General features: G+C 42.5%; 22 protein-coding genes and 1 riboswitch. Of the genes, 18 read left to right on the forward strand and 4 right to left on the reverse strand.

The genetic code is table 11. The annotated features are described in order from the left end of the window. Window positions 1-2 precede the first annotated feature (2 nt). From DFP79_RS14380 to DFP79_RS14400, 5 genes are all read left to right on the forward strand, one after another. Window positions 3-809 (forward strand): CheR family methyltransferase, encoded by an 807-nt coding sequence (locus tag DFP79_RS14380; protein WP_133504642.1) that lies wholly within the window; start codon window positions 3-5, stop codon window positions 807-809. A gap of 15 nt (window positions 810-824) precedes the next feature. Then, window positions 825-1,439 carry a chemoreceptor glutamine deamidase CheD gene (gene cheD / locus DFP79_RS14385; RefSeq protein ID WP_133504643.1) on the forward strand — a complete coding sequence of 205 codons (615 nt, stop codon included), beginning with the start codon at window positions 825-827 and terminating at the stop codon, window positions 1,437-1,439. Continuing rightward, complete coding sequence (locus DFP79_RS14390) at window positions 1,439-2,491, forward strand: protein-glutamate methylesterase/protein-glutamine glutaminase (RefSeq protein ID WP_133504644.1); 1,053 nt, start codon at window positions 1,439-1,441, stop codon at window positions 2,489-2,491. The genes cheD and DFP79_RS14390 overlap by 1 nt, the downstream gene beginning before the upstream one ends. A 316-nt stretch (window positions 2,492-2,807) precedes the next feature. Beyond that, window positions 2,808-3,074: riboswitch (cobalamin riboswitch) on the forward strand. A gap of 33 nt (window positions 3,075-3,107) precedes the next feature. Next, window positions 3,108-3,782 carry an energy-coupling factor ABC transporter permease gene (locus DFP79_RS14395; RefSeq protein WP_133504645.1) on the forward strand — a complete coding sequence of 225 codons (675 nt, stop codon included), beginning with the start codon at window positions 3,108-3,110 and terminating at the stop codon, window positions 3,780-3,782. A 197-nt stretch (window positions 3,783-3,979) separates the two neighbouring features. Then, window positions 3,980-4,309, forward strand: coding sequence for a hypothetical protein (locus tag DFP79_RS14400; RefSeq protein WP_133504646.1), 330 nt, complete (start codon window positions 3,980-3,982; stop codon window positions 4,307-4,309). Between the two features lie 10 nt (window positions 4,310-4,319). On the opposite strand, the gene DFP79_RS14405 is transcribed toward DFP79_RS14400, so the two are convergent. Then, complete coding sequence (locus tag DFP79_RS14405) at window positions 4,320-5,222, reverse strand: TraB/GumN family protein (RefSeq protein ID WP_166637713.1); 903 nt, start codon at window positions 5,220-5,222, stop codon at window positions 4,320-4,322. A 187-nt stretch (window positions 5,223-5,409) separates the two neighbouring features. Between DFP79_RS14405 and DFP79_RS14410 the strand changes: the two genes are divergently transcribed. The 7 genes from DFP79_RS14410 (at window position 5,410) to acpS (ending at window position 11,881) form a co-directional block, all read left to right on the forward strand. Continuing rightward, window positions 5,410-6,039: a riboflavin synthase subunit alpha gene (locus DFP79_RS14410; RefSeq protein WP_133504648.1), complete on the forward strand. Its 630-nt coding sequence runs from the start codon at window positions 5,410-5,412 to the stop codon at window positions 6,037-6,039. 306 nt (window positions 6,040-6,345) lie between these two features. Continuing rightward, window positions 6,346-8,148 (forward strand): translation elongation factor 4, encoded by a 1,803-nt coding sequence (lepA, locus tag DFP79_RS14415; protein WP_133504649.1) that lies wholly within the window; start codon window positions 6,346-6,348, stop codon window positions 8,146-8,148. Between the two features lie 60 nt (window positions 8,149-8,208). Beyond that, a complete protein-coding gene (lepB, locus tag DFP79_RS14420; RefSeq protein WP_133504650.1) occupies window positions 8,209-9,036 on the forward strand; it encodes a signal peptidase I in 828 nt (275 codons plus the stop codon). Window positions 9,037-9,049: 13 nt separating this feature from the next. Then, the gene (rnc, locus tag DFP79_RS14425) at window positions 9,050-9,736 is read left to right on the forward strand and encodes a ribonuclease III (RefSeq protein ID WP_133504651.1); all 687 of its coding nucleotides are present in this window, start codon (window positions 9,050-9,052) and stop codon (window positions 9,734-9,736) included. Between the two features lie 19 nt (window positions 9,737-9,755). Further along, window positions 9,756-10,694: a GTPase Era gene (era, locus tag DFP79_RS14430; protein WP_133504791.1), complete on the forward strand. Its 939-nt coding sequence runs from the start codon at window positions 9,756-9,758 to the stop codon at window positions 10,692-10,694. A gap of 30 nt (window positions 10,695-10,724) precedes the next feature. Then, entirely contained in the window at window positions 10,725-11,456 is a 732-nt protein-coding gene (gene recO / locus DFP79_RS14435; protein ID WP_133504652.1) for a DNA repair protein RecO, read from the forward strand. A 41-nt stretch (window positions 11,457-11,497) separates the two neighbouring features. Then, complete coding sequence (gene acpS / locus DFP79_RS14440; protein WP_133504653.1) at window positions 11,498-11,881, forward strand: holo-ACP synthase; 384 nt, start codon at window positions 11,498-11,500, stop codon at window positions 11,879-11,881. Here the strand turns inward: acpS and DFP79_RS14445 are convergent. The 3 genes from DFP79_RS14445 to DFP79_RS14450 form a co-directional block, all read right to left on the reverse strand. After that, window positions 11,862-14,294, reverse strand: coding sequence for a response regulator (locus DFP79_RS14445; RefSeq protein ID WP_243730283.1), 2,433 nt, complete (start codon window positions 14,292-14,294; stop codon window positions 11,862-11,864). The two genes, acpS and DFP79_RS14445, sit on opposite strands and share 20 nt — an antisense overlap. A gap of 80 nt (window positions 14,295-14,374) precedes the next feature. Next, window positions 14,375-14,668 (reverse strand): hypothetical protein, encoded by a 294-nt coding sequence (locus tag DFP79_RS18095; RefSeq protein ID WP_243730284.1) that lies wholly within the window; start codon window positions 14,666-14,668, stop codon window positions 14,375-14,377. A 33-nt stretch (window positions 14,669-14,701) separates the two neighbouring features. Beyond that, window positions 14,702-14,926 carry a hypothetical protein gene (locus tag DFP79_RS14450; RefSeq protein ID WP_133504654.1) on the reverse strand — a complete coding sequence of 75 codons (225 nt, stop codon included), beginning with the start codon at window positions 14,924-14,926 and terminating at the stop codon, window positions 14,702-14,704. Between the two features lie 143 nt (window positions 14,927-15,069). Between DFP79_RS14450 and cysM the strand changes: the two genes are divergently transcribed. From cysM to adk, 6 genes are all read left to right on the forward strand, one after another. Further along, window positions 15,070-15,966 carry a cysteine synthase CysM gene (gene cysM / locus DFP79_RS14455; RefSeq protein WP_133504655.1) on the forward strand — a complete coding sequence of 299 codons (897 nt, stop codon included), beginning with the start codon at window positions 15,070-15,072 and terminating at the stop codon, window positions 15,964-15,966. Window positions 15,967-16,083: 117 nt separating this feature from the next. Next, window positions 16,084-17,397 (forward strand): 23S rRNA (uracil(1939)-C(5))-methyltransferase RlmD, encoded by a 1,314-nt coding sequence (gene rlmD, locus DFP79_RS14460; RefSeq protein WP_243730285.1) that lies wholly within the window; start codon window positions 16,084-16,086, stop codon window positions 17,395-17,397. Between the two features lie 21 nt (window positions 17,398-17,418). Further along, on the forward strand, window positions 17,419-19,668 hold the full coding sequence (gene relA / locus DFP79_RS14465; protein ID WP_133504656.1) for a GTP diphosphokinase: 2,250 nt from the start codon (window positions 17,419-17,421) through the stop codon (window positions 19,666-19,668). Then, a complete protein-coding gene (gene mazG, locus DFP79_RS14470; protein ID WP_133504657.1) occupies window positions 19,665-20,486 on the forward strand; it encodes a nucleoside triphosphate pyrophosphohydrolase in 822 nt (273 codons plus the stop codon). Before relA ends, mazG begins: the two co-directional genes overlap by 4 nt. Before the next feature lie 93 nt (window positions 20,487-20,579). Beyond that, window positions 20,580-23,210, forward strand: coding sequence for a phosphoenolpyruvate carboxylase (gene ppc / locus DFP79_RS14475; RefSeq protein WP_133504658.1), 2,631 nt, complete (start codon window positions 20,580-20,582; stop codon window positions 23,208-23,210). A gap of 231 nt (window positions 23,211-23,441) precedes the next feature. Further along, on the forward strand, window positions 23,442-24,098 hold the full coding sequence (adk, locus tag DFP79_RS14480) for an adenylate kinase (RefSeq protein ID WP_133504659.1): 657 nt from the start codon (window positions 23,442-23,444) through the stop codon (window positions 24,096-24,098). The last annotated feature ends 5 nt before the right edge of the window (window positions 24,099-24,103 follow it).

Genomic DNA, 24,103 nt, shown 5'->3' on the forward strand with positions numbered 1-24,103 from the left:
TCATGCCACCATTGGAAAGGGAGTTTCAATACACACAAGAAGACTTTCAACGCGTTCGGTTATTACTTAAATCCTTATCAGGTATCAATTTAGTTGAAACAAAGGATTCCATGGTTTATAGCCGAATTGCTTCGCGTGTGCGTTATTTGAAGATGACGAAGGTGTCTGATTATCTGGCATTCATTGAAAGAGATGAGGAAGAGTTGCAGCATTTTGTGAATGCCTTAACGACAAATCTGACGTCTTTTTTTCGTGAGTGTCATCACTTTGAACAGTTAGAAAAGTTCGTTCAAAGTGGTGAAAAAGTAAATCGTATTTGGAGTGCAGCCTCCAGTACTGGAGAAGAGCCGTATTCGATCGCGATGTCGCTTGTTCGTCTTTGGGACAAGTTTGATATTCCGGTTCAAGTGGTTGCCTCAGATATCAACAGCCATGTGCTTCAAACCGCAAGTACAGGTGAGTACGAACTGGAAAGTGTGAAATCTATAACCGACAAAAAACGTTTTTTCTTTAAAGGCAAAGGAAAGTGCGAAGGGTTGGCAAGGGTTAAACCGGAGCTTAGAAATTTGATTGAATTTCGTCAAATTAATTTGCTCAATGCCACGTGGCCTATTGAGGAAAAACAAGATGTTATTTTTTGCCGGAATGTCATGATTTATTTTGAAAAAGAACAGCAGGAAGCGTTGTTAGTACGGCTATTGAGTAAGTTACGTAAAGGAGGGATGTATATAGCGGGCCACTCAGAAAACTTCTCACAATTTGCTCACCTTATGTCACCCGTTGGTCGCACAACGTATATAAAAAACTGATCATAAGGAATCAAAATGCCAGCTGGCTCTCAAAGTGAGTACTTTGCAACGCACCGATTTTTTGACTCTCGCTTCAACACAGAGGTTGTTAAAGTGTTGCCTGGGCAATACTACGTCAGTGATGTGGATGAGATGATTACAACGTTGCTCGGTTCTTGTGTCGCAGTTTGTATGTATGATGAAGAAGCGCATGTCGGCGGTATGAATCATTTTTTGTTACCTGAAAGGGATCAACCGGGCGATTTTATTTTGTCATCCTCGGCTCGTTATGGCGTTCATTCAATGGAACTCTTGATTAATCATCTCATTAAACTAGGAGCAAGGCGGAATCACCTAACTGCGAAAATTTTTGGTGGTGCGAGTGTCTTAAGTTGTTCCAGTACATCGAATATTGGTAAAAATAATGTTGATTTCACCAAGTGCTATTTGAAAAATGAAGGGATTCCTATTTCAGGGCAAGATGTAGGTGAGTCGTGTCCCCGTCGGGTAAATTTATTTCCATTAACAGGGAAAGTTCTAATGAAACGATTGAAACCACGAAACGACAGTAACCTTATTGAGCAGGAGAGAGGATACCGACAATCGATCTCGGGTGATTCAAACTTATCTGGTGAAGTGGATTTATTCTGATGAGCGTCCAACAAAACTTAAATCACAATTCAAAAATAAAAGTTCTCGTAGTGGACGACTCTGCGTCTATACGCAAACTTTTGACGGAAATTATTACCAGTGACTCTGAGTTGTTATTAGTGGGCGCAGCAGAGGATGCATTTGAAGCGAAGGAAATGGTTAATATTCATCAGCCAGATGTGATTACCCTAGACGTTGAAATGCCCAAAGTCGATGGATTGCGCTTTTTAGAGGTGTTAATGAGAGCTCGACCTACACCTGTCGTGATGATTTCAACATTAACCAAAGCCAATGCAGATGTGACGTTACGCGCACTTGAATTAGGTGCGGTGGACTATATTGCAAAACCTATTATCGCCCAAGAAGAAGTGTTTAAGAAATACTGCAAGACGATATTGCGTAAGATTAAAATGGCAGCGACCGCCAACGTGTCCAACACACGTGCGGCGTCGTCAGTGATTCATCCCGTCACGACCAACGCGTCAGGGAAAAAAATAGTAGCGATTGGAGCGTCTACTGGTGGAACAGAAGCAATAAAAAGGGTGCTAGCTTGTTTGCCATCCGACAACTTTGCGGTATTGATCGTTCAGCATATGCCACCCGGTTTTACCACTACATTTGCAAATCGATTGAACTCAATTTCGGGCTTTACCGTTACTGAAGCAAAAGGTAATGAAAATGTGTTACCCGGTTATGCGTATTTAGCTCCGGGTGATCAGCACCTGTCCGTGGTTCGCCGAGGCAGTCAGTTAGTTACACGGTTGACCGCAGATGAAAAAGTGTCAGGACATCGGCCATCTGTTGACGTTTTATTTGAGTCAGTTGCCTTATCCGTTAATGACAAAGCGGTCGGTGTTATTTTAACTGGGATGGGCAAAGACGGCGCGACAGGCTTGCTGTCAATGCGTGAAGCAGGCGCTTATACCGTTGCGCAAGATGAGGACTCTTGTGTTGTCTTTGGGATGCCTAAGGAGGCGATAAAACAAAATGCGGTTGTGACGGTAGCAAAGTTAGATGAGATTGCTAACACGGTTGTTACCAACCTCACTTAAAATGTATTTCTTTATGTGTTGTTTGCTATTGATAGACTCCCTTTAGCGGCGGGATAACACGTGTTAGCAGTTGGTCCAGTAAGAGCATGATTAACATTGCTCTCCAGTGGGGAGAGTCGACGCATTCTAATTTCAATTCAAATGATGATGTTATTTTTTCTGTGGGCGTTTTTTATCAGTCTCCCAATTATTTTTTTACATGTTTTCAGTGAATCGAATTCATATTGGATGCGGGCAAATGACTCATATCGAAATCGTAAATAGGATAAACTTTCGTTTCTAGTGAAAAGTTCGCCAATCTATTAAGGGGTGGTGGCTTTTCCCAACGTGATAAGGTGCTTTTAAAGGCTATTTTGGCCTTTTATGAAAGTGAAAAGGGAAGGGTGTGAGTTCAATGAATGAGCAAGCCACTCGCTGCCCCCGCAACGGTAAGTACAACATGGAAGTGTGCAGGATCATCACTTTGTAAACAGATGTTCTGTATGACATGGGAAGGTGATCATTAGAAAACGTGTTATTTTTCGAGTCTTCTATCATTACTGCAGTACTAAGTCCGGAGACCTGCCTTGTCATCCATTGATTAATTCTTACGGGGCGTAAGATAGGAGATTAAGAAATGCATATTGAACCGGGTTTGGTGAACGAAGCGAAAATTATATTGAGTTACGCGACAGCTGTAGGTGCGTTGGCGTATTTAGGTAAAGATACTTGGGATGCAGTAAAAGAGCGTGGTTTGATGTCTGTTGCAGCGCGTTCTATGTTGTCAGTGTTATTGGTGTTTTGCTTTTTTGAAATACTGCCTCATCAGGCGGTAGGCGTTTCGGAAGTGCACTTTATATTAGGGTCCACTTTGTTTTTGATTTTGGGTTCTGCGCCTGCGGCCATAGGGTTAGCTGGTGGTCTTCTCGTCCAAGGAATGTTCTTCGCTCAAATTGATCTTCCGCAATATGGAATGAATGTGACGACGTTACTGGTGCCATTGTTCGTAATGGGAGTGATTGCGAACAAAGTCATTGGGCGAGGCACGGCCTATATTGAGATTAAGTACACTCAAGCTCTGCGACTCTCGTTAACTTACCAAGGCGGCATTGTCGCTTGGGTTGCATTTTGGGCGTTTTATGGTCAGGGATTTGGTGCTGAAAATGTGTCATCCGTTGCCAGCTTTAGCGTAGCGTACTTATCGGTAGTGTTGATTGAACCTGTATTTGATGTGGCAATCTTGGGCGTAGCGAAATTGGCGGCCAATTTTAAACACTCTGCGTTATTAGAAACTCGCCTATTTAACGCATAAAAATTAGTTTTTGGGCTTTAAAAGGGAAGTGGAATGATCGCCACTTCCCTTTTTTATAAGAAGTGCGTACGTATTTAAATTCAGTTTTCATTCAGAGCTGCTCTAAATCAATTCTCGTGTTGTTTGTTGCAAGCTGAGCTTGTTATTCCTATAAAAGGATCTAAACCTACATTATCACTCAATATAAATGGAGGCTGATGATGTTAGATCTTGTGGAAGATGCTAGGCGACAGACGATTTATTCTATTAAAAAGGAATTTGAAAAGGGCCAATACCTTTTGAATGAAGAAGCAGAAGCGCGGAAACGATTAGAGTGTTATTTTAATCTTCGTAGCGATATTCCGTTTCTAGCGCCAATTGAGGAGAACGATCAGCATCCATTGGTTCGAGGTATCGAGTCTCTTCTTGAATCTTTCAGAAATACTCTAGCCTACTCTTATCGGCTGGGAGGCAAAGAGGCGTCTATGGTGTTCTACCAAAGAAAGCTTATGAGTGTCGTTTTTGAGGCTCGCCAATCTTTTCGCTAAATCGCGTATTTTACATTCGTTGAATGTAAAAACCTTTTTGCTTGAGGGCTTGTATGATGCTCTTGGGACCGCTTAGATGCAGTGCACCTACAACAACGAAGGTTGCTGTGGGCTGAGTATTTGGTTGGTTCAAATAAATGCTTATGATATCTGCCATACGCAGGTTTCGGTCGTCCAATAGTGATGTCATCATGGGGGCAACTTGTGGTGTTTTTTCTACATCACGATAGACAAATTGATACAAAGCTTCATCCTTTCCTTCACGCCAAAGAGTCGCCATTGTAGGTAAGTAGTCTCGATCATGAAGTTCATCTAAGCTGATTTGTAACGCAGCGAGCTGGGCGTTAAATGGAACATCAGCGATGGCAGAAATTTGCTCGTTGAGGGATTCTAATTCAAGTATCGGGATTTTTCGCTCTTTGGCTTTGTCCAAAAAGAAATTATCGACCCCAAATTCGACACTGAACCCAGAGTCCTTGATTTGAAACTGAGTAAGGTTTTCAATCAACATCCATGGTCGTGTTTTCAATATGGTTTCATAAGGTGTTTGAGTTATCTCACTGGCTTCTTTTAATCGCGTAAGATGAGTTTGCGATAAGAACTGGTCGAGACTTCTCCCTTTTTTTAGCCACATTCTTGACTGAACTAAACGATGTGCTTCATAGGGATCAATTTCATTTGGATCAAGCTCGACTGCTAGGCGTTGAGACTTCTCAAAAGCATTTAGTAAATTAGAGGGAAGTGGGTAGAAATCCTCTGACAATGCGTGAATAGATCCAGCGATATAAACGGTATTTTGTTGGTATTGTGCTTTCCATAAAAAAGCTTTGTATTCTGACGCGAACGTAGAAAAGCAAAAAAAGCCGACATTTACTAAAACGATAAGCTTGAAAATATGACTTACTGAACGCATTAAACTATCCATGACCTTAACCGACTTTTGTGAGATGCGATTAAAGGTTATCCCCGAAGCTTGTGGATAACCCTATTGGTGACTCATTAATAACTCTCTACAAGTCAGGCGGGGCGTGAGTTCACGGGGGTATGTCTATTTCTTCCTCACCCGCCCATTTACTTGTAAAAATAATCTGGAGCTAAACATGTTTACTGGTATTGTGCAAGGGGTCGCGACCGTGGCTCTAAGCGAATCTAATGGTCGAAACAAGAAGCTGGATATTTGCTTTCCTGAGGGTTCAATGCTGAATCAGCAGCTAGGGGCCAGTGTTGCGATTAACGGTGTGTGTCTGACAGTTTCTGATATTCAAGCCGATACTTTGTCATTTGATGTCATTGATACGACTCTGGCATTAACCAACATTGGCGACCTAAATGTCCATGATCAGGTCAATTTCGAAAGAGCGGCTCGAATGGGCGACGAAGTGGGTGGCCACGTTATGTCTGGCCATATCATGACGGCCGTGATTGTTTCGGGTATAGAGAAAGTTGAAGAAAGTGTTCACATTCGCTTTTCTGTCGCCAAAGACAAAATAGATGCTCGTCGTTACCTGTTTGATAAAGGCTATGTAGGATTGAATGGCGCGAGTCTAACGATATCGGCTATAGGCGACGATTGGATCGAAGTTTCACTTATACCTGAAACGTTGCGATTAACGACTTTTGGAACGTTGCAAATCGGTGATCGAGTCAATCTAGAGGTTGATGCTCATACCCAATCTACCGTTGATACAGTTGAGCGAGTGTTAAAGCAACGCGGTATTGTTTTGCCATAATTGCTTCACGCTTAGCTAGCTTCAATTTAGGGGGCTCGACCTATCTAACGCCGGATGAATGGCGTATTGGCGATTTGTATTTTTGTATTTACGCCAAATACACACAGGGTTCCCCCTAAATAAATGGTGTATCTAAGGGAATTTGGGTAGAATGCTCGCCAAATTCTGCCTAGAGTCTGCTGTTAATAAGTCTTTTCTTTCGTTATACGGCGTGTTTTGTAATACGAAGAATTGAGAGGCTTTATTAACAGAAACTCTAAATTGGCAGATATCCAACGTTAAAAGTATATTTCGTGTGAGTAAAACGTGTCGTCAGAAAACTTAAAGCACATACGCAATTTTTCGATAATTGCGCATATTGACCATGGTAAGTCTACCTTGGCAGATCGCTTCATTCAGAGCTGTGAAGGGTTGAGTGAGCGCGAGATGGAAGCTCAGGTTCTTGATTCAATGGATATTGAACGAGAACGTGGCATTACCATTAAAGCGCAAAGCGTTACTTTGGATTACCATGCTAAAGATGGTAATACCTACCAACTAAACTTTATTGATACGCCGGGACACGTTGACTTTTCGTACGAAGTTTCCCGTTCTCTTGCTGCCTGTGAAGGTGCATTGCTTGTCGTTGATGCCGCACAAGGTGTTGAGGCTCAATCAGTTGCGAACTGTTATACCGCAATTGAGCAAGGCCTAGAAGTCATGCCGGTCCTCAATAAGATTGACTTACCTCAGGCCGAACCCGAGCGTGTCTGCGGTGAAATTGAAGAAATCATTGGCATTGATGCGGTAGGCGCCGTGACCTGTTCTGCTAAAACAGGTATGGGTGTTGACGATGTTCTTGAAAGACTTGTTGAAACCGTGCCCGCTCCTGAAGGCGATGTTGATGCGCCATTACAGGCATTGATTATCGATTCTTGGTTTGATAACTATTTAGGCGTTGTGTCACTGGTTCGTATCAAGCAAGGAACCTTACGCAAGAAAGACAAGATTTTCATCAAATCAACGAAACAAAGCTTCCCAGTGGATAATGTCGGTATCTTTACTCCTAAGCGTAAAGAAACGGGCGTATTGAGAGCAGGAGAAGTGGGGTATGTAGTTGCCGGCATTAAAGACATTCATGGCGCTCCTGTAGGCGACACGATTACTCATATTGCAACGCAAAACGTTGAACAGCTTGATGGGTTTCAAAAGGTTAAACCTCAAGTCTATGCGGGTCTGTTCCCCGTAAGTTCGGATGACTATGAAGATTTCCGAGTGGCTCTTGAGAAGTTGACTCTGAACGACGCTTCGTTGTTCTTCGAACCTGAATCGTCTGATGCGCTTGGCTTTGGCTTCCGTTGTGGTTTCTTAGGTATGTTGCACATGGAAATCATTCAAGAACGTTTAGAGCGCGAATACGATCTTGACTTGATTACAACTGCACCCACTGTAATTTATGAAATTGAACTCGCTGACGGAACGGTTGTCAGTGTAGACAGTCCTTCGAAAATGCCTGATCCAGGCTCAGTTCGAGAAATGAGAGAACCGATTGTAGAAGCCAATATTCTTGTTCCTCAAGATTATTTGGGTTCGGTTATCACATTGTGTGTTGAAAAGCGCGGGATCCAAAAAGACATGCAATACGTTGGCAGTCAGGTTCAATTGCGTTATCACTTGCCAATGAACGAAGTGGTAATGGATTTCTTTGACAGACTTAAATCTGCCAGTCGTGGGTTTGCATCGTTGGATTATGGTTTCCATCATTTTGAGCCAGCACCTTTATGTCGTCTGGATATATTGATTAACGGCGATCGCGTTGATGCTCTAGCGCTGATTATGCACAAAGATAACGTTCAATATAAAGGGCGTGCTTTGTGTGAAAAAATGAAAGAGTTGATTCCTCGTCAAATGTTTGATGTTGCGATTCAGGGTGCTGTAGGTGCCAAGGTTATTGCTCGTACGACTGTAAAAGCGCTTCGCAAAAACGTAACAGCAAAATGTTACGGTGGCGATGTGAGCCGTAAGAAAAAGCTCCTTCAGAAACAAAAAGAAGGTAAAAAGCGTATGAAGCAGGTAGGTAACGTAGAAGTTCCTCAATCAGCCTTCTTAGCGGCACTGAAAGTAGATTAGTAAAATTGGTCTTTAGTAGAGCGGCCTGACATTTTATCAGGCGTTAGTTGGAGAGATTGAATGGCGTTTGATTTTGAGTTGATATTGGCGGCAGCTTTTATCATCACAGGGATTGCGTGGGGAGTGGATCGTTTTGTTTATCACCCTAAACGTAAGCAGTTGTTGGCTGAGATGGATCCTGAAGCGGTTGCCAAATTAGATTCAAATGCACAGCAGAGGCTTGCAGACACGCCTAAGGTATTATTGGAAGTTAAATCCTATTTTATCATTATTGCCGTGATTTTTGGCCTGCGCTCATTTGTGATCGAGCCTTTTCAAATACCGTCAGGTTCAATGCTGCCTACTTTAAAGATAGGTGATTTTATTCTCGTAAATAAGTTTGAATACGGTGTGCGTTTACCTGTATTAAATACTACGATTATTCCAACCAATGAACCTAAGCGTGGCGATGTAGTTGTATTCAAATACCCAAATGATCCTAGCATCAACTATATAAAACGTTTGGTGGGGTTACCTGGAGATAGAATCAGCTATCACAATAAGCGCTTAATGATTAACGGTAAGCTGGTGGATCAAGCGTTGCTTGAAGAGTTGCCTTATTCGTTTAATCCTAATAAAGAACCTGTAAAACTCTTCGATGAAAATTTAGATGGCGTTCATCATGAAACTTATAACAGCTACCGTTGGGATAAGCGTCTAGAAGGTGATTGGATTGTACCTGAAGGTCATTACTTCATGATGGGTGACAATCGAGACAACAGTTCGGATAGCCGAGTATGGGGCTTTGTCCCAGAAGAGAACCTTAAAGGTCGAGCTTTTTATGTATGGATGCATTGGAGTTCATGGTTCAGTATCCCAAGCTTTAAAAATAACGGTTTAATAAATTAATTTTGGAGACATTTTGAGTTCACTGTATCAGAAGCTTTGTCGGCGGATAGGTTATTTTTTCGCTGACTTAGGCTTGCTAGAACTGGCTTTAACACATCGCAGTTATGGCGGAAAAAACAACGAACGCTTAGAGTTTTTAGGTGATTCGATTTTAAACTATGTTATCGCTGAAGATCTTTTTCATCGTTTTCCAAAAGCGAAAGAAGGTGAACTGAGTCGGCTTAGAGCGTCGTTGGTTAAAGGTGACACATTAGCTGAGCTTGCGCGTGAATTTCAGTTAGGAGACTTTCTGAAACTGGGAGCAGGGGAACTCAAGAGCGGCGGATTTAGACGGGATTCTATTTTAGCAGATGCGGTTGAAGGGATTATTGGCGCCATGTATCTGGATGCTGGAATGGACTCGTGTCGAAATCAAATATTGGAGTGGTATAAAACTCGTTTGGACGCTACATCTTTAAATGTAGTGACCAAAGACGCTAAAACCCGACTTCAAGAATATTTACAAGCTCGAAAGTACGCCTTACCACAGTATGATGTTGTGAAAATTGATGGTGAGCCACATGACCAAACTTTTTTTGTTCACTGTCAGATCGAAGTTTTTGATCAAGCTGTTGAAGGAAAAGGTAATAGTCGCCGAATAGCAGAACAAAATGCCGCTGCTGAAGCGCTACGTCAGTTGGAAAAATCGAATGCAAAATGAAGATCAAGACATCACACCAATGGAAGAAAGCTATTTAGATGAGAGTCACTTAGATGAGACTCATCAAGAAATAACCCATTGTGGTTTTGTAGCCATTGTTGGCCGACCTAATGTGGGTAAGTCGACTTTGATGAACCATATATTGGGTCAAAAGCTTTCCATAACGTCTCGTAAGCCTCAAACGACACGAGATCAAATATTGGGTGTGAAAACTGAAGGATCAATTCAAACGATCTATGTGGATACACCAGGACTTCATTTGGGGCAACAAAAAGCCATTAACCGATTTATGAATAAAACGGCGACTGCAGCGCTTAAAGACGTTGATGTTGTTTTGTTCGTTATTGACGCAGAGCGCTGGACCGACGAAGACGAATCTGTATTACAGAAAGTTCAATATGCTCAGTGTCCTGTTGTGCTTGTGGTCAATAAGGTTGATAACCTTGATGAGAAAGATGAGCTTTTGCCAAAACTTGCTCTCTTGTCAGAGAAAATGGAATTTGCTCAGATTGTTCCGATATCGGCGTTGAGAAATAAAAATTTAGATCGCTTGGAAAACTTGGTAGAAAGCTATATTCCTGAAGGAACGCAATACTACCCTGAAGATCAGATTACCAATAGAAGCTCTCGATTTTTGGCAGCAGAAATTGTTCGCGAAAAAATTACTCGTCAACTTGGGCAGGAAGTACCTTATGAGGTTGCTGTTCAAATTGAAGAATTCGTTTATGAAGAAAATGCGATTCATATCAGTGCTTTGATATTGGTTGAGCGTAATGGTCAAAAACGAATCTTAATTGGAGATAAAGGCGAGAAAATCAAGTTGATTGGACGAGAAGCCCGTATTGACATGGAAAACCTGTTCCAACACAAGGTTATGTTAAATACTTGGGTTAAAGTGCGTTCTGGTTGGTCTGATGATGAGCGAGCATTGGCTAGTCTAGGTTATCAAGACAACTAGTACTCGTATTAAATAAAGCAGGATTGGTTTATGGTTGCTCATGGATATGTGATACATACGCGCACATTCCAAGAGAATAAGGTTCTAATAGACCTGCTCACGCTTGAAGCAGGGCTGTTGCGAACCGTATATCGTGTTAGTAAAAAAGAGGCTCAGGTTTTACCTGGGCCTTTTTTGCGTTATGAGCTGGAGATAGCGGGGAGAGGGGACCTGAAAACGCTCAAATCGATTGAGGGTGATGGGGCAGCTATTAAATTAGAAGGCTTATACCTATACAGCGCCATGTACGTTCATGAGATTATTGAGAAAATCGTTCCGTTAAACTTGCCACTTGAAAACATGTTTGTTTTATATGAATGGCTAGCTCAAAGCTTTGAGAAGCAGCTTCCTATTGCGCCATTATTGCGCCGATTTGAAGCGGCTTTGTTTGATGAAGTCGGTATGAGTATTAACATGGGAATGACGGCGACGGGCCAGTTTTTAACGCCTGAGCAGATATATCAGTTCATACCTAGGTTTGGGCTGAAGCCTTATCATGGGGAGCAGCTTAAACGTGTCCCCAGTTTATTTGTCAGTGGTGACTTGGCGGCGGCATACGCAAACGGTGACTGGACAAATAAAAAAGTACTTGAAATGGCGAAGATGCTACACCGAGATTGGTTGTTATACTTGCTGCACGGTCGTGAGTTAAATGCGAGGAAATTGTTGCCTGTTAGTGAATACGCTGGCGAGAAAATTGGCTCGGTCCCAGTATTTCGCTAATGAAACCCTTTTAGTAATCCCACAAAATAGAATTAACCGAAATGATTATAGGTATTGGTACTGATCTCGTTGAGATTGTTCGAATTCGCGATTCGTATGAGCGTCTTGGAGATCGCTTTGCACGGCGCATTCTAACGGAAGGCGAGTTCGAACGATTAAAAACGTTTGAGAATAAAGCGCTTGCGGCTGCATTTTTAGCAAAGCGTTTTGCAGCAAAGGAAGCCGCGGTAAAAGCACTAGGAACAGGAATTGGCCGGGGTGTGAGTTTTCAGCATTTTGAAGTGAAAAACCTTGAGTCGGGACAGCCAGTATTGACCGCCGATAAAGAAATTTCTGATCGATTTGATAAGCCGATTGCATGGCATTTAAGTTTGACTGATGAACGAGAGTACGCCCAAGCGTTTGTTATACTTGAGGCCATTTAACGAGAGGGGAAACATCTACGAGCGCATCAATGCTGTCGATAAAGTCTTCTAGTACGCCTTCTACCTCATCAAATTGAAGTTCTTTTAAATGCGTTTCTAAATACCCCGCATTTTTCGACAGTTCGGTCGCACCTGTGTACTTTGAACCACCGTGTAACCTATGAACAACATGAATGAGTTTGTCTAAATCTCGTTCTTCAAAGTGATGCAAAACAAGTTTTTTGTCTGCTTCAAGTGTGGATAATAGCATTTCAAACATGTCTTTTGCTATTTCACTTTTACCGTTTGCAATGCTCAATGCTTTGCTCATATCGAACAGGTCGCTTACTTTTTCATCGGCGAGGTCTTGATAGCTTTTTTCCGATTGACACCATTGCGTGATGGTTTCCAGTAAAATGTCTTCGTTGACTGGTTTGGTTAGATATGCGTTCATACCACTAGAGACGATTTGTTTTTGTTCGGATCCAAGCGCATGAGCGGTCAATGCCACAATCGGAGTCTGCTCATAGCTTGCCAGCTTTCTGAGATGTTGGGTTGCTTCCATTCCATCCATTTCTGGCATCTGTATATCCATTAAAATGAGATCATATTGTGTTTCCTTGGCCATCTCGATAGCCTGTTTTCCGCTGTAGGCTAAATCAATTTGTAGACCATGCGGCTCTAGCCAGTGCCCTAATAGTTGTAAGTTAATTTGCGTGTCGTCTACTGCCAGTATCTGAAGACCATTAAGTGGTGATGTGGTTTGTATTGTTTGTGACGGTTCCGGGGTTGAATCTGCGCGAGTCAGCTCGCTTTCATAGACAATATCTTCAGAAAGGGTTTTTGGTGCTTCTAAATTTCTTAAGGCTTTATTCAAGCGGTTATGACTTATTGGTGTCATAAGTATGTCGCTGCATAAGGTGTGAAGCGCTGAGTTTTTATTTATGTCATGGGGACGTTTAGTGAGTAAAATACACGGTAATTTGAATTGATGAGTCGCGTAGCCAACGAGCTCTTGTATTTCGTTTAATCGATCCGAATAAGAATCAATGTTAAGGAGTAAGGCATCAAGGCTTGAGTGGCTATTGAGTAGGGTTACTGTTTGCTCAAGGCTGGAGGTAAAAGAGCAATTTGCACCAATGTGGTTTAAATAGTTTTTTAAATAATTTCGGTAATTTAACGACGGTTCAAATACAAGCAGTGACTTTGAAATAGGGTCTTCTGTTTTTTGTACTTTTTGACTTGGTTTTAGAACAATAGTGAACCGGAAGTTTGATCCTACGCCGTATTCGCTGGATACTTCAACGTTGCCGCCCATTTGCTTGACCAGCTTTTTAGTGATGACAAGTCCCAACCCCGTACCGCCGAATTTTCGAGTGGTGCTTGTGTCCACTTGTGAAAATGGCTTGAAGAGGTTGTCTAATTTATTCTCAGGTATTCCAACGCCCGTATCAATAATTTGAAACGAAAGCTTTAGTGATTCGTCTGATTTCTCATGTATCTTTACTTTGGTGCGCACGGAGCCTTCGTGCGTAAACTTTATGGCATTACCTATTAGATTGGTTAACACTTGGCGGATTCGAACCGGGTCCCCGACGACCCATGTAGGAATGTCTAAATCAAATTCCGGAATGAGGTCAATTTCCTTCGAAGCGTTTACTAAACTTGCACTACTGAGGATTTGATAAACTTCATCAACAACATCCCTAATGTTGATATCGGTTACATCTAAATTTAGCTTACCGGCTTCAATTTTTGAAAAGTCTAAAATATCGCTAATGATGGTCAGCAAGTTCGTTGTGGATTGAGCAATTGTGTCCATATACAAGCGCTGTTGCTTGTCCAGATTGTCTTTCTGGAGGATTTGGATGTATCCCATAATTGCATTCAAAGGTGTTCTTATTTCATGGCTAATATTGGCTAAAAACTGAGATTTGAGACGGTTTGACTCCGTTGCTTCTTTGTTGGCAATGTGAAGTTGAGCACTTTTTTCTTCTAGGCTGTCCATGTTACGGCGAATGTCTTCAGTCGCTTGGTCAATATTATTGAACATTTCATCTCGGTGGTTTTCTATTCGGGATGCTATGTCGTTAAGATCTGATTGCACTGTTGAATACTGACTTGGAAGGTTGAGACCCTTCGTGGCGCCAAAGTGCCCTTGAGTGATTTTATTGATAGTGTCAGCGATGCGTTCCATAGGGCGCAATAGGGCTGCGGTAACATTCAGCAAAGCAAAAATAGCAATGAGGTTAACAAGAAAAAAAGTACCCAGTGTCGCTGATAGGTAGCGATACTTACTCACTGTTGAAGCTTCTTTACTGGCTTCTACTTTTAGCCACCCTGATATTTGTGGCACTGAATTAGTGTTGGTGATGAAGCTCGTTGTGGGATTGTAGTCTAGATGGATGTCGATCTGTTGTACTGGAATTGACATGCCAAAGAGGTTTGTATTTTCGCTTGCCTCACGATGGTCAGTAAGTGGCAAGGATGTCAGTTTACTGGATTTACCCAGATCTAAGATGAGTTTTTTTCAAACGAGTAAAGTTGAACACTGTTTATGTGATCAAATTTCAACAAAATGCTGAGTAGGTGAGAAAGCATTTTTTCATCAGAGTTTGCAAGCGCATACTCAGTACTGACCACCATTTGCGTGGTAGCTTTAGTGATACCTTCTTTAAAGTTTCGGTCGATCGTTTCGAAGCGGGACAGTGTAAAAGCAACGGCCGCAATTAAACTGAATATTAAACAGGGGCAATAAATGGCAAGAAAGAGCTTGCTTCGCAAAGAAATTCTATTTAAAGCAAGCATTTACATCTTCCCTAATTTTAACACGGCATTACCTTAATAGCAGACCAGATTTCCGTTTCCTTTGCGGCGAGCACACTCGCGTACGTAGTTTTCACAGGCCAAAGCTTTGGTTCTAGAAGGGTTTGAAATTGTTTTACATTCGCGCCACTTCTTTCTAAGATCAGCATCTTTAATGTCAGCTGAAGGACCGCCAAACATATCACAACCACTCAAAGTTAAAACAGCGGTCATAAGACCTGTAAAATAAAGCTTATGCATTGTTTTCGTCTCCTAATGCGGAAATAAGGCTAAGGTTATAACCCTTTCGTATTTTAATCTTATTGCTAAGTACTTTCTAATACTAACATTATAGCCTGAAAGCTAGTTTCTTTTCCTACACTATTAATGTCAATAAAGTTTTTATGATGGATTACCCAACGATAGAATCCCTAATAGGGAAAACACCCATAGTTCGATTACAACGAATCAACCCAAATAAGAGTAATACAATTTTACTCAAACTAGAGGGACAAAACCCAGCAGGATCCGTGAAAGATCGCCCGGCACTGAATATGATATTACAGGCAGAAGCGCGAGGTGAAGTAAAACCGGGCGATAGCCTCATAGAAGCAACGAGTGGTAACACTGGTATTGCGTTAGCGATGGTTGCGGCAATCAAAGGTTATACCATGCACCTAATCATGCCGGATAATATGAGTGCTGAGCGAAAATCTGCGATGACTGCGTACGGAGCGCAACTGCACTTGGTTTCGAAAGAAGAGGGTATGGAGCGTGCGCGAGATTTAGCGGTTGAAATGCAAGAAAAAGGCATAGGTAAGGTGTTAAATCAATTTGGTAATGCTGATAATCCGAGTGCACATTACTGCAGTACTGGGCCTGAAATTTGGGAGCAAACTGACGGGAAAGTGACGCACTTCGTCAGCTCTATGGGAACCACTGGAACCATTATGGGGGTTTCTCGCTACCTTAAAGAGAAAAAAGAGAGCGTCCAAATTATTGGACTGCAACCCCAAGAAGGCAGCAGCATTCCAGGTATTAGGCGATGGCCTAAAGAATACCTTCCTACGATTTTTGAAGAAGAGCGCGTTGATCAGGTGATGGATGTAGCGCAAATCGATGCAGAGGTAACCATGCGTCGATTAGCGAAAGAAGAAGGGATATTTTGCGGTGTATCGTCAGGAGGGTCTGTTGCAGCAGCGCTTGCTTTGTCGAAAACACTCAATAATGCCACTATCGTAGCTATTATTTGTGATCGAGGAGATCGTTACCTTTCTACCGGTGTATTCAATTCAAACTAAACGATTGATCTATAAAGTTGAGTCAGGCATTGTCAAATATGCTGACTCAACCTTCTCTCATTACCTTTCTTGTGCCACTTTGCGTTACTATTGTCATCGATATGAATTAAGAGAGAGATGGCGTTGAGAAAGCGTACCGGCCGTAGGCCAACTCAAAAAACAAAACAATCCCCCAGTTTTACAAAAGAATTTCTAGTAGAAGGACTTACGCACGATGCAAAAGGCGTTGCTCGTGATGACGGTAAAGTAACCTTTGTAGAAGGCGCGTTGCCAGGCGAACGCGTTGAAGCTTATGTAGTCAAACAAGGGCGTCGTTTTGATGAGGCAAAAGTAAGCAAAATATTAGAAGAGAGCGCTGATAGGGTTACTCCTGAGTGCGAACACTATTTCCAATGTGGCGGGTGCCAATTTCAACATTTGACCTACACAAAGCAAATAGATTCAAAGTTAGAATGGTTGAGAGGGCAGTTTCGCAAGCTCAATATTGGCGATATCGAATTATTGTCAAATACTTCACAACAGTATCGCCGCCGCGCCCGCCTGTCTGTATTTTCAAAAGAGGGAAAGCAGCAACTCGGATTTAGAGCGCGTAACTCTAAAGACATTGTTAATATTTCCCAGTGTTTAGTATTAACGAAACCGTTGCAGGTCGTATTCGATGCGTTTAAAGAACGTTTTAATGAGAGTACTTTGGCTTCGCGGATAGGGCACATAGAGTTACTGGATGACAACCTTAGTACAAGCATTACAATTCGACTGTCGAGAAACGTTTCTGATGACGACCTAATTGATTGGAATAAATGGGCGGAATCTCAGAACGTTAATTTGTATTGGCAACAAGCAAATGAACAACGCTTACCCGTAGTTAATGAGCACTTTTATACCATTGATGGTTTGAAAATTTACTTTCATCCGCAGGATTTCATACAGGTCAATGGCCCTATGAATGAAAAGATGGTTGAGCAGGCAATGAACTGGTTATCTCCTACTAAAGACGACCGGATATTAGATCTGTTTTGTGGCTCTGGTAATTTTTCATTACCTCTTGCCAAAAGAGCGGGAGAAGTCGTAGGTGTTGAAGCCTTAGAATCAATGGTTGAATATGCTAAGTCTAATGCGCGCGTAAATGAGTTGGATAATGTGACTTTTATTGCGGCGGATTTGACGAAAACAGCGCCTAGAATATTGAAAAATAAGAAGGTGACCAAAGTATTATTAGATCCACCTCGATCAGGCGCATTTGAATTTCTAGAAACACTTGTAAAATTCAAGCCAGATCAAATTTTGTATGTTTCTTGCAATGCATCTACGTTAGCCAGGGACGCGGAATATTTGATTGCAAATGGATACCTAGTTTCACGTGTTAGTTTGATGGAAATGTTTCCTCAAACTTCGCATTCAGAGACTATGATGTTATTGCAGCGTAAGTAGTTACTAAAAAAGGGCAAGTTAATGGTTACAGTCAGAAAAGATCATCCAATATTGGAAGACGGATCAGTAGACATTGATAGTTGGATGTCTCAGTTTGCTGACAATATTGATGACGGTGCTCGAGTTCCTCTCAGGATGGCTTGTGAACTAGCGCGGCAAGCAGAGTCCTCCTGCGGCCGTCCGTCGTATTGGGGGCCGCAAGCAAGTACTTTTAGAGCGGGCCTCGAAATGGTCGAAATACTGGCGGGTTTTAGGGCAGATCAAGACTCCCTTATCGCGGCTGCACTGTACCGGTCTGTTCGAGAAGATCAACTTGCTATTTCCAGAGTAGTGGATATGTTTGGTCGAAAGGTCGCGTCTCTGATTGAAGGCGTGATTCGAATGGGCGAGGTTTCTAAGAACTTGTCAGCTGATGCCACTGCCGAAGTGTTAGGAAGTTCTGAAAACCAGCTAGAGTCACTTAGAAAAATGCTGGTATCCATTATTGACGATGTTCGAGTTGTACTTATAAAGCTTGCCGAGCGAGCTTGTGCAATTAAAGAGGCGAAGCATCAAGATGGTGCGCGTAAAGAAGCAGTCGCCCTAGAAGTGCAAAGTGTATATGCCCCACTTGCCCATCGTTTGGGAATTGGACACATCAAATGGGAATTGGAAGACCTTTCATTTCGTTACTTATATCCCAGCGAGTACAAACGCATTGCAAAATGGCTGGATGAAAAGCGCCTAGATAGGCAGCAGTATATTCACGATGTAATCGAGCTTCTAGACAGTCGACTAAAAACCATCAATATTGAAGCGGATTTGATGGGACGCGCGAAGCATATTTACAGTATTTGGCGCAAAATGAAGCGCAAAAATATTGGCTTTGACGAAGTTTACGATGTACGTGCTGTGCGCATTCTTGTGGATGAGACAATGCAGTGCTACGGCGTATTGGGTATCGTGCATAACCTTTGGAAACCAATACCACAAGAATTTGATGATTATATTAGTAACCCTAAACCTAATGGGTATCAGTCGCTCCATACTGCGGTAATTGGTCCACAAGGTCGTGCGCTGGAAATCCAGATTCGTACCGGAAAAATGCACGAAGACGCCGAGTTAGGTGTTTGCGCACATTGGAAATACAAAGGAACAGACTTGTCCTCAAACAGCACAAGCTATGAGGAAAAACTGCAGTGGCTTAGAACTATTTTGGACTTTCACGAAGTTCAAGGGGATCTAGAATCGCTTACAGAGCAGGTTAAAAGCGACATCGAGCAGGATCGCATCTACGTTTTTACACCGGATGGGCATGTTGTAGATCTACCTACGGGTGCAACAGCGGTGGATTTTGCTTACCGAGTACATACTGAAATTGGTCATCGTTGTCGTGGCGCGAAAGTAAACGGGAAAATTATATCCTTAGTTACGCACCTAAAAACCGGTGATAAAATCGAAATACTGACGTCAAAAGAAGGTGCGCCGAGTCGTGATTGGTTGCACCCTACATTGGGATATGTTCAAACTAACCGTGCGCGAGCAAAGATTCAAAGCTGGTTTCGTAAGGAAGACAGAGAGAAAAACCTAGAAGCCGGGCATCAGATTTTGGATAGACAGCTAAAGCGTCTTGGCTTTGACGAATCTAAATTTGATTTTAGTAAAATTGCGGCGCGCTTTAATTACTCTAATGCGGAAGAGGTGTATGTCGCTTTGGGAGCGGGTGATATTCTGCTGGCCAGGGTTTTACGAGTAATTGATGATTTATATAACTTAAACGGTGAGCCCGAAGAGGTGAAGCCTGTTAGGTTGAAAAAGAGCAAGCACCGATCTTCTGATAATGACATTCAAATTCGTGGGGTGGGTAAGCTACTCACTCAAATGGCTAAATGTTGTTCGCCGATTCCTGGTGATTATATAGTCGGCTACATTACACAAGGAAGAGGGGTTTCGATACATCGACAAGACTGTATCAATGTTGCACAACTTACTCTTGATGAACCTGAACGCATTGTAGAAGTGAGTTGGGGTGAAGAGCTTGATAACTTATATCCTGTTAATATTCAGGTCCAAGCGTATGATCGAACGGGGTTGCTGAGTGATATTACTGCAATGTTGGCCAACGAAAAAGTAAACCTGTTGTCTATGAATACCTTGTCGACTAAGGAGAGCAATACGGCGTCGATTCGTTTCACAATAGAAGTAGGTGAACTTGGGACGCTTTCAAAATTACTTCATCGAATCAATCAACTACCTAATGTATTAAATGTGTTTAGGGAAAAAGACTTTTGAATTACTCCGTTGATGATTTGAAGTTGATGATGACTCAGCTTAGAGATCCTTTAAAAGGGTGTCCGTGGGATATTAAGCAAACCTTTGAAACCATTGCTCCATTTACATTGGAAGAAGCGTATGAGGTTGTGGATGCTATACACCAAGGCACACCTCAAGCGTTAAAAGATGAGCTGGGAGACTTACTTTTTCAAGTTGTCTTCCATGCTCAGATGGCGAAAGAGCAAGGTGATTTTTGTTTTGAAGATGTCGTATCTGCGATTGTTGCGAAAATGCTACGACGTCACCCTCACGTCTTTCCACTAGGGACACTAGAGAGCTTTGGTCAACCGACCGAACTTACCGAATCAGATCTAGCAACATTGTGGGATGACATTAAACAACAGGAAAAAGCGAAATTAGGCGCAAGCGCAGATGTTGATGATGGCATCCTGTCGAGCGTATCAGATTCTATGCCAGCGTTGATGCAGGCTGTTAAACTCCAGAAAAAAGCTTCAAAATTCGGTTTTGATTGGGATAGTATCGCGCCCGTATTTGGCAAAATCCGAGAAGAAATAGACGAGCTTGAAGAGGCCGTTCAAAGTTTGTCTCAATCGGAAATCGAAGATGAACTAGGTGATGTGCTATTTGCTGTTACGAATTTAGCTCGTCATTTAAAGGTTTCTCCTGATATCGCATTAATGAAAACAAACTTGAAATTTCGTAGACGCTTTCGGTACATTGAACGCACCGTCAGTGCGCAGAATAAGCAATTAACAGATTGTACGCTGGATGAATTAGACAAATATTGGGATCAGGCTAAAGTGGCAGGGATGTAGCCAATAATAAATCAAATAATTATAGCGTTTAGTGGACGGTGAGCTTAAGTCAACACCGAATGAAGACTAAAACGATAGCAAAAGGAGATATGTGTGAGTGATCGTCAAGCTTCTTTGAGAGAAAATGTGCGTCTACTAGGGGATTGCCTTGGAGAAACCATGAGCAATCATCTTGGGGATGATTTTCTACAAACCGTCGAAACGATTAGACAGCTCTCGAAAGACGGTCGTCAATTGGGGGACTCACAAGCTCTAATAAAAGCGCTGGAGGACTTGAAAGACAATGACATCGTTCCTGTCGCCCGTGCGTTCAATCAGTTCTTAAACTTATCCAACATTGCAGAACAATACCATCGGGTTCATCGTCGCAAAACGAATGAAAGCCTTGGTGTATACAAAAATCCAGTTGGAGATTTACTCGCTCGTTTGGATGAAAATGCGTTCACTCCAGAGCAAATACTCGATACGCTAAAAACACAAAGTATTGAGTTGGTATTGACGGCTCATCCTACGGAAGTGGTTCGTCGTTCGTTAATCCGAAAGTACGACAATATTTCGAGTGAGCTTGAATCGCTGGATAAAGATAACATTCTTCCCTTAGAAGAAAGTAAACACATCCGCCGATTGAAAGAAATTATTACCCAAGCGTGGCATACGGATGAAATTCGCGCAGAGCGCCCTTCGCCTGTTGACGAAGCTAAATGGGGATATGCGGTAATTGAGCAATCTTTATGGCAAGCCGTACCCCGATTTTTTAGGCAATTGGACGAACAATTTGCTCATTATACCGACGAAGAGCATTTACCGCTTGATCTGTCGCCTATACGGTTTGCAAGCTGGATGGGGGGAGATCGCGACGGCAACCCAAATGTCACACACTCTGCCACTGAAGAAGTAACCTTGCTTGCCCGTTGGATGGCCGCTGACCTCTATATTAAAGATCTTAATATTCTTCGATCTGAATTTTCCATGACTCAATGCAACCAAGCGTTGCGAGATCGTGTTGGAGACAGTGTGCAACCGTATCGCGAGGTGCTTCGACATCTTGAGCAAAAGATGAAGCGCACGAAAAAGTGGGCACAATCTCGTTTAGACGGCGAAGATGTTAGTGACGATGGCGTTATGTTAGACACTGATGAATTGCTGAATGATTTAACACTGTGTTATCAATCCTTGTTGGATTGTGGCATGAAAGTGATTGCAAATGGCTCATTGCTGGATTTGATCCGATGTGCCTCAACTTTTGGCGTCACGTTGTTGAAGCTAGATATTAGGCAAGATGCTTCTCGCCATATTGATGCTATTTCTGCTATTACGCGTTTTTACGGTTTAGGGGATTACGCAGAGTGGGATGAAGCTTCTCGTCAGGCATTTTTACTTACGGAATTGAATTCAAAACGACCGCTGATTCCTATGGAGTGGGAGCCTAATGAAGAAGTTCAAGAGGTTCTAGACTCTTTCGCCATGATCGCCCGTGGTCGTAAAAACTCATTTGGTTCCTATGTTATTTCTATGGCAAGTGCTCCGTCAGATGTGCTTGCTGTTGCCTTGCTATTGAAGGAATCGAAGGTTTCATTTCCAATGAAGATCGTTCCGCTTTTTGAAACGTTGGCCGATTTGGATAATGCTGAGCCGATTGTTGAGCAATTGTTCTCAATACCTTGGTATAAAGCGTATATCGATGGGCGTCAGGAAGTGATGATTGGCTATTCTGATTCTGCCAAAGACGCAGGGCAAATTGCCGCTACTTGGGGGCAATATAGAGCTCAAGAAGCGTTAACGCGGCTCTGTAATAAACATGGTGTGCACTTAACTTTATTTCATGGCCGAGGAGGCACTGTTGGACGTGGTGGTGGTCCGGCACACGTCGCTATTTTGTCTCAGCCGCCGGGCTCAGTTAACGGCGCTATTCGCGTGACTGAGCAAGGGGAGATGATCCGGTTTAAATTTGGTATTCCCGACATCGCCGTACGATCGCTTGAATTGTATTGCTCTGCTGTCATGGAAGCAACGCTTATGCCCTCTGAAGCGCCTAAACAGGAATGGCGAGCTATTATGGATGAGATTGCGGAAGTTGGAATGAACCAATATCGTTCGATAGTTAGGGGGCATGAGGAGTTTGTTCCTTATTTTAGGGCGATTACTCCTGAGCAAGAGCTTGCGAAGTTGCCTTTAGGATCTCGCCCAGCTCGACGTCGATCTGATGGCGGAGTAGAAAGCCTTAGGGCGATTCCTTGGATCTTCGCGTGGATGCAAATTCGTCTCATGCTTCCTGCATGGTTGGGAGCAGAAAGTGCTTTGCAGCAAGCCATTGATTCGGGCCATTTAGAAAAGCTTCAAGATATGCATAAAAATTGGCCCTTCTTTGGTGCCTACTTAGACATGTTAGATATGGTGCTGGCGAAATCTGAACCTGAAATAGCAGAATATTATGAGAAACGTTTGGTGTCGCCAGAGTTGCGTGGACTTGGTCAGTTACTACGCAATAAGTTGTCTCAAGTTTCTGATTTGGTTAAACAGCTTAAACAGCAAGAACGTTTGATAGATGATAATAAAACCATCCGTCAGTCGATTGATGTACGAAATCCTTATATTGACCCATTGCACTATTTACAAGCCGAGCTTTTGTATCGAAGCCGTAAGGATGAGCAGAATAACGCGGTTGATAAAGCACTCATGATTACGATGGCCGGGATTGCAAGCGGTATGCAAAATACAGGCTAGTATAAGTAATGTTCAATAATGCTCGGTATTTGATCAAGAACGCTAAAATGTTGCGACTAAATTTGCATATTCTTAGTGAGCTTGGGTATGCTTGGCAACCATTTAGATTATTCATGTAAACGGGCTGGCTTAACTAAAGCCAATGCAGCGCTTCTTTCTTAATATAAAGATCGCCTTTTTTTAGAGGCCCGTTTGTTGTGCCAATTTTTTACTGACTTTTGGAGATATATAATGCGAGTAATTCTGTTAGGTGCGCCTGGCGCAGGTAAAGGTACTCAAGCTCAATTCATCACGGAAGAATTTGGCATTCCTCAAATTTCGACCGGAGATATGTTGCGTGCAGCAGTAAAAGCAGGGACGGAATTAGGTGTTCAAGCTAAAGCGGTTATGGATGCAGGCCAATTGGTTTCTGATGAAATTATTATAGGCTTGGTGAAAGAGCGCTTAACACAAGAAGATTGTAAAAACGGCGCGCTGTTTGATGGTTTCCCTCGTACCTTGCCGCAAGCTGATGCACTTAAAGATGCCGGAGTCGATATTGATTTCGTTGTTGAAATTGATGTTGCTGATGAAGAAATAGTAAAACGCATGAGCGGTCGTCGAGTTCATGAATCATCAGGTCGAACATACCATGTCGTGTACAATCCACCTAAAGTGGAAGGTAAAGACGATGTTACAGGTGAAGACCTAATTCAGCGTGTAGACGATACAGAAGAAACCGTGCGCAAACGTTTGGGTGTTTATCATGATCAAACAGCTCCTTTGATTGGATATTATCAGACGTGGCAAAAAGAGGCGCCAGAATCTGCTCCTACGTTTGTTAACGTGAATGGTGTGGGCGATTTAAATGAAATTAAAGACAGCTTGCTGAGCGCGCTTAAGGCTTAAGACTC

This window comes from Marinomonas balearica (genome assembly GCF_004362145.1).
Lineage (GTDB): Bacteria > Pseudomonadota > Gammaproteobacteria > Pseudomonadales > Marinomonadaceae > Marinomonas > Marinomonas balearica.

Coding starts and splice junctions, on each gene's coding strand:
- DFP79_RS14380 (WP_133504642.1), top strand. CDS start 3: ATGCCACCATTGGAAAGGGAGTTTCAATACACACAAGAAGACTTTCAA.
- cheD (WP_133504643.1), top strand. CDS start 825: ATGCCAGCTGGCTCTCAAAGTGAGTACTTTGCAACGCACCGATTTTTT.
- DFP79_RS14390 (WP_133504644.1), top strand. CDS start 1,439: ATGAGCGTCCAACAAAACTTAAATCACAATTCAAAAATAAAAGTTCTC.
- DFP79_RS14395 (WP_133504645.1), top strand. CDS start 3,108: ATGCATATTGAACCGGGTTTGGTGAACGAAGCGAAAATTATATTGAGT.
- DFP79_RS14400 (WP_133504646.1), top strand. CDS start 3,980: ATGATGTTAGATCTTGTGGAAGATGCTAGGCGACAGACGATTTATTCT.
- DFP79_RS14405 (WP_166637713.1), bottom strand. CDS start 5,222: ATGCGTTCAGTAAGTCATATTTTCAAGCTTATCGTTTTAGTAAATGTC.
- DFP79_RS14410 (WP_133504648.1), top strand. CDS start 5,410: ATGTTTACTGGTATTGTGCAAGGGGTCGCGACCGTGGCTCTAAGCGAA.
- lepB (WP_133504650.1), top strand. CDS start 8,209: ATGGCGTTTGATTTTGAGTTGATATTGGCGGCAGCTTTTATCATCACA.
- era (WP_133504791.1), top strand. CDS start 9,756: ATGGAAGAAAGCTATTTAGATGAGAGTCACTTAGATGAGACTCATCAA.
- recO (WP_133504652.1), top strand. CDS start 10,725: ATGGTTGCTCATGGATATGTGATACATACGCGCACATTCCAAGAGAAT.
- acpS (WP_133504653.1), top strand. CDS start 11,498: ATGATTATAGGTATTGGTACTGATCTCGTTGAGATTGTTCGAATTCGC.
- DFP79_RS14445 (WP_243730283.1), bottom strand. CDS start 14,294: ATGTCAATTCCAGTACAACAGATCGACATCCATCTAGACTACAATCCC.
- DFP79_RS18095 (WP_243730284.1), bottom strand. CDS start 14,668: ATGCTTGCTTTAAATAGAATTTCTTTGCGAAGCAAGCTCTTTCTTGCC.
- DFP79_RS14450 (WP_133504654.1), bottom strand. CDS start 14,926: ATGCATAAGCTTTATTTTACAGGTCTTATGACCGCTGTTTTAACTTTG.
- cysM (WP_133504655.1), top strand. CDS start 15,070: ATGATGGATTACCCAACGATAGAATCCCTAATAGGGAAAACACCCATA.
- rlmD (WP_243730285.1), top strand. CDS start 16,084: ATGGCGTTGAGAAAGCGTACCGGCCGTAGGCCAACTCAAAAAACAAAA.
- relA (WP_133504656.1), top strand. CDS start 17,419: ATGGTTACAGTCAGAAAAGATCATCCAATATTGGAAGACGGATCAGTA.
- adk (WP_133504659.1), top strand. CDS start 23,442: ATGCGAGTAATTCTGTTAGGTGCGCCTGGCGCAGGTAAAGGTACTCAA.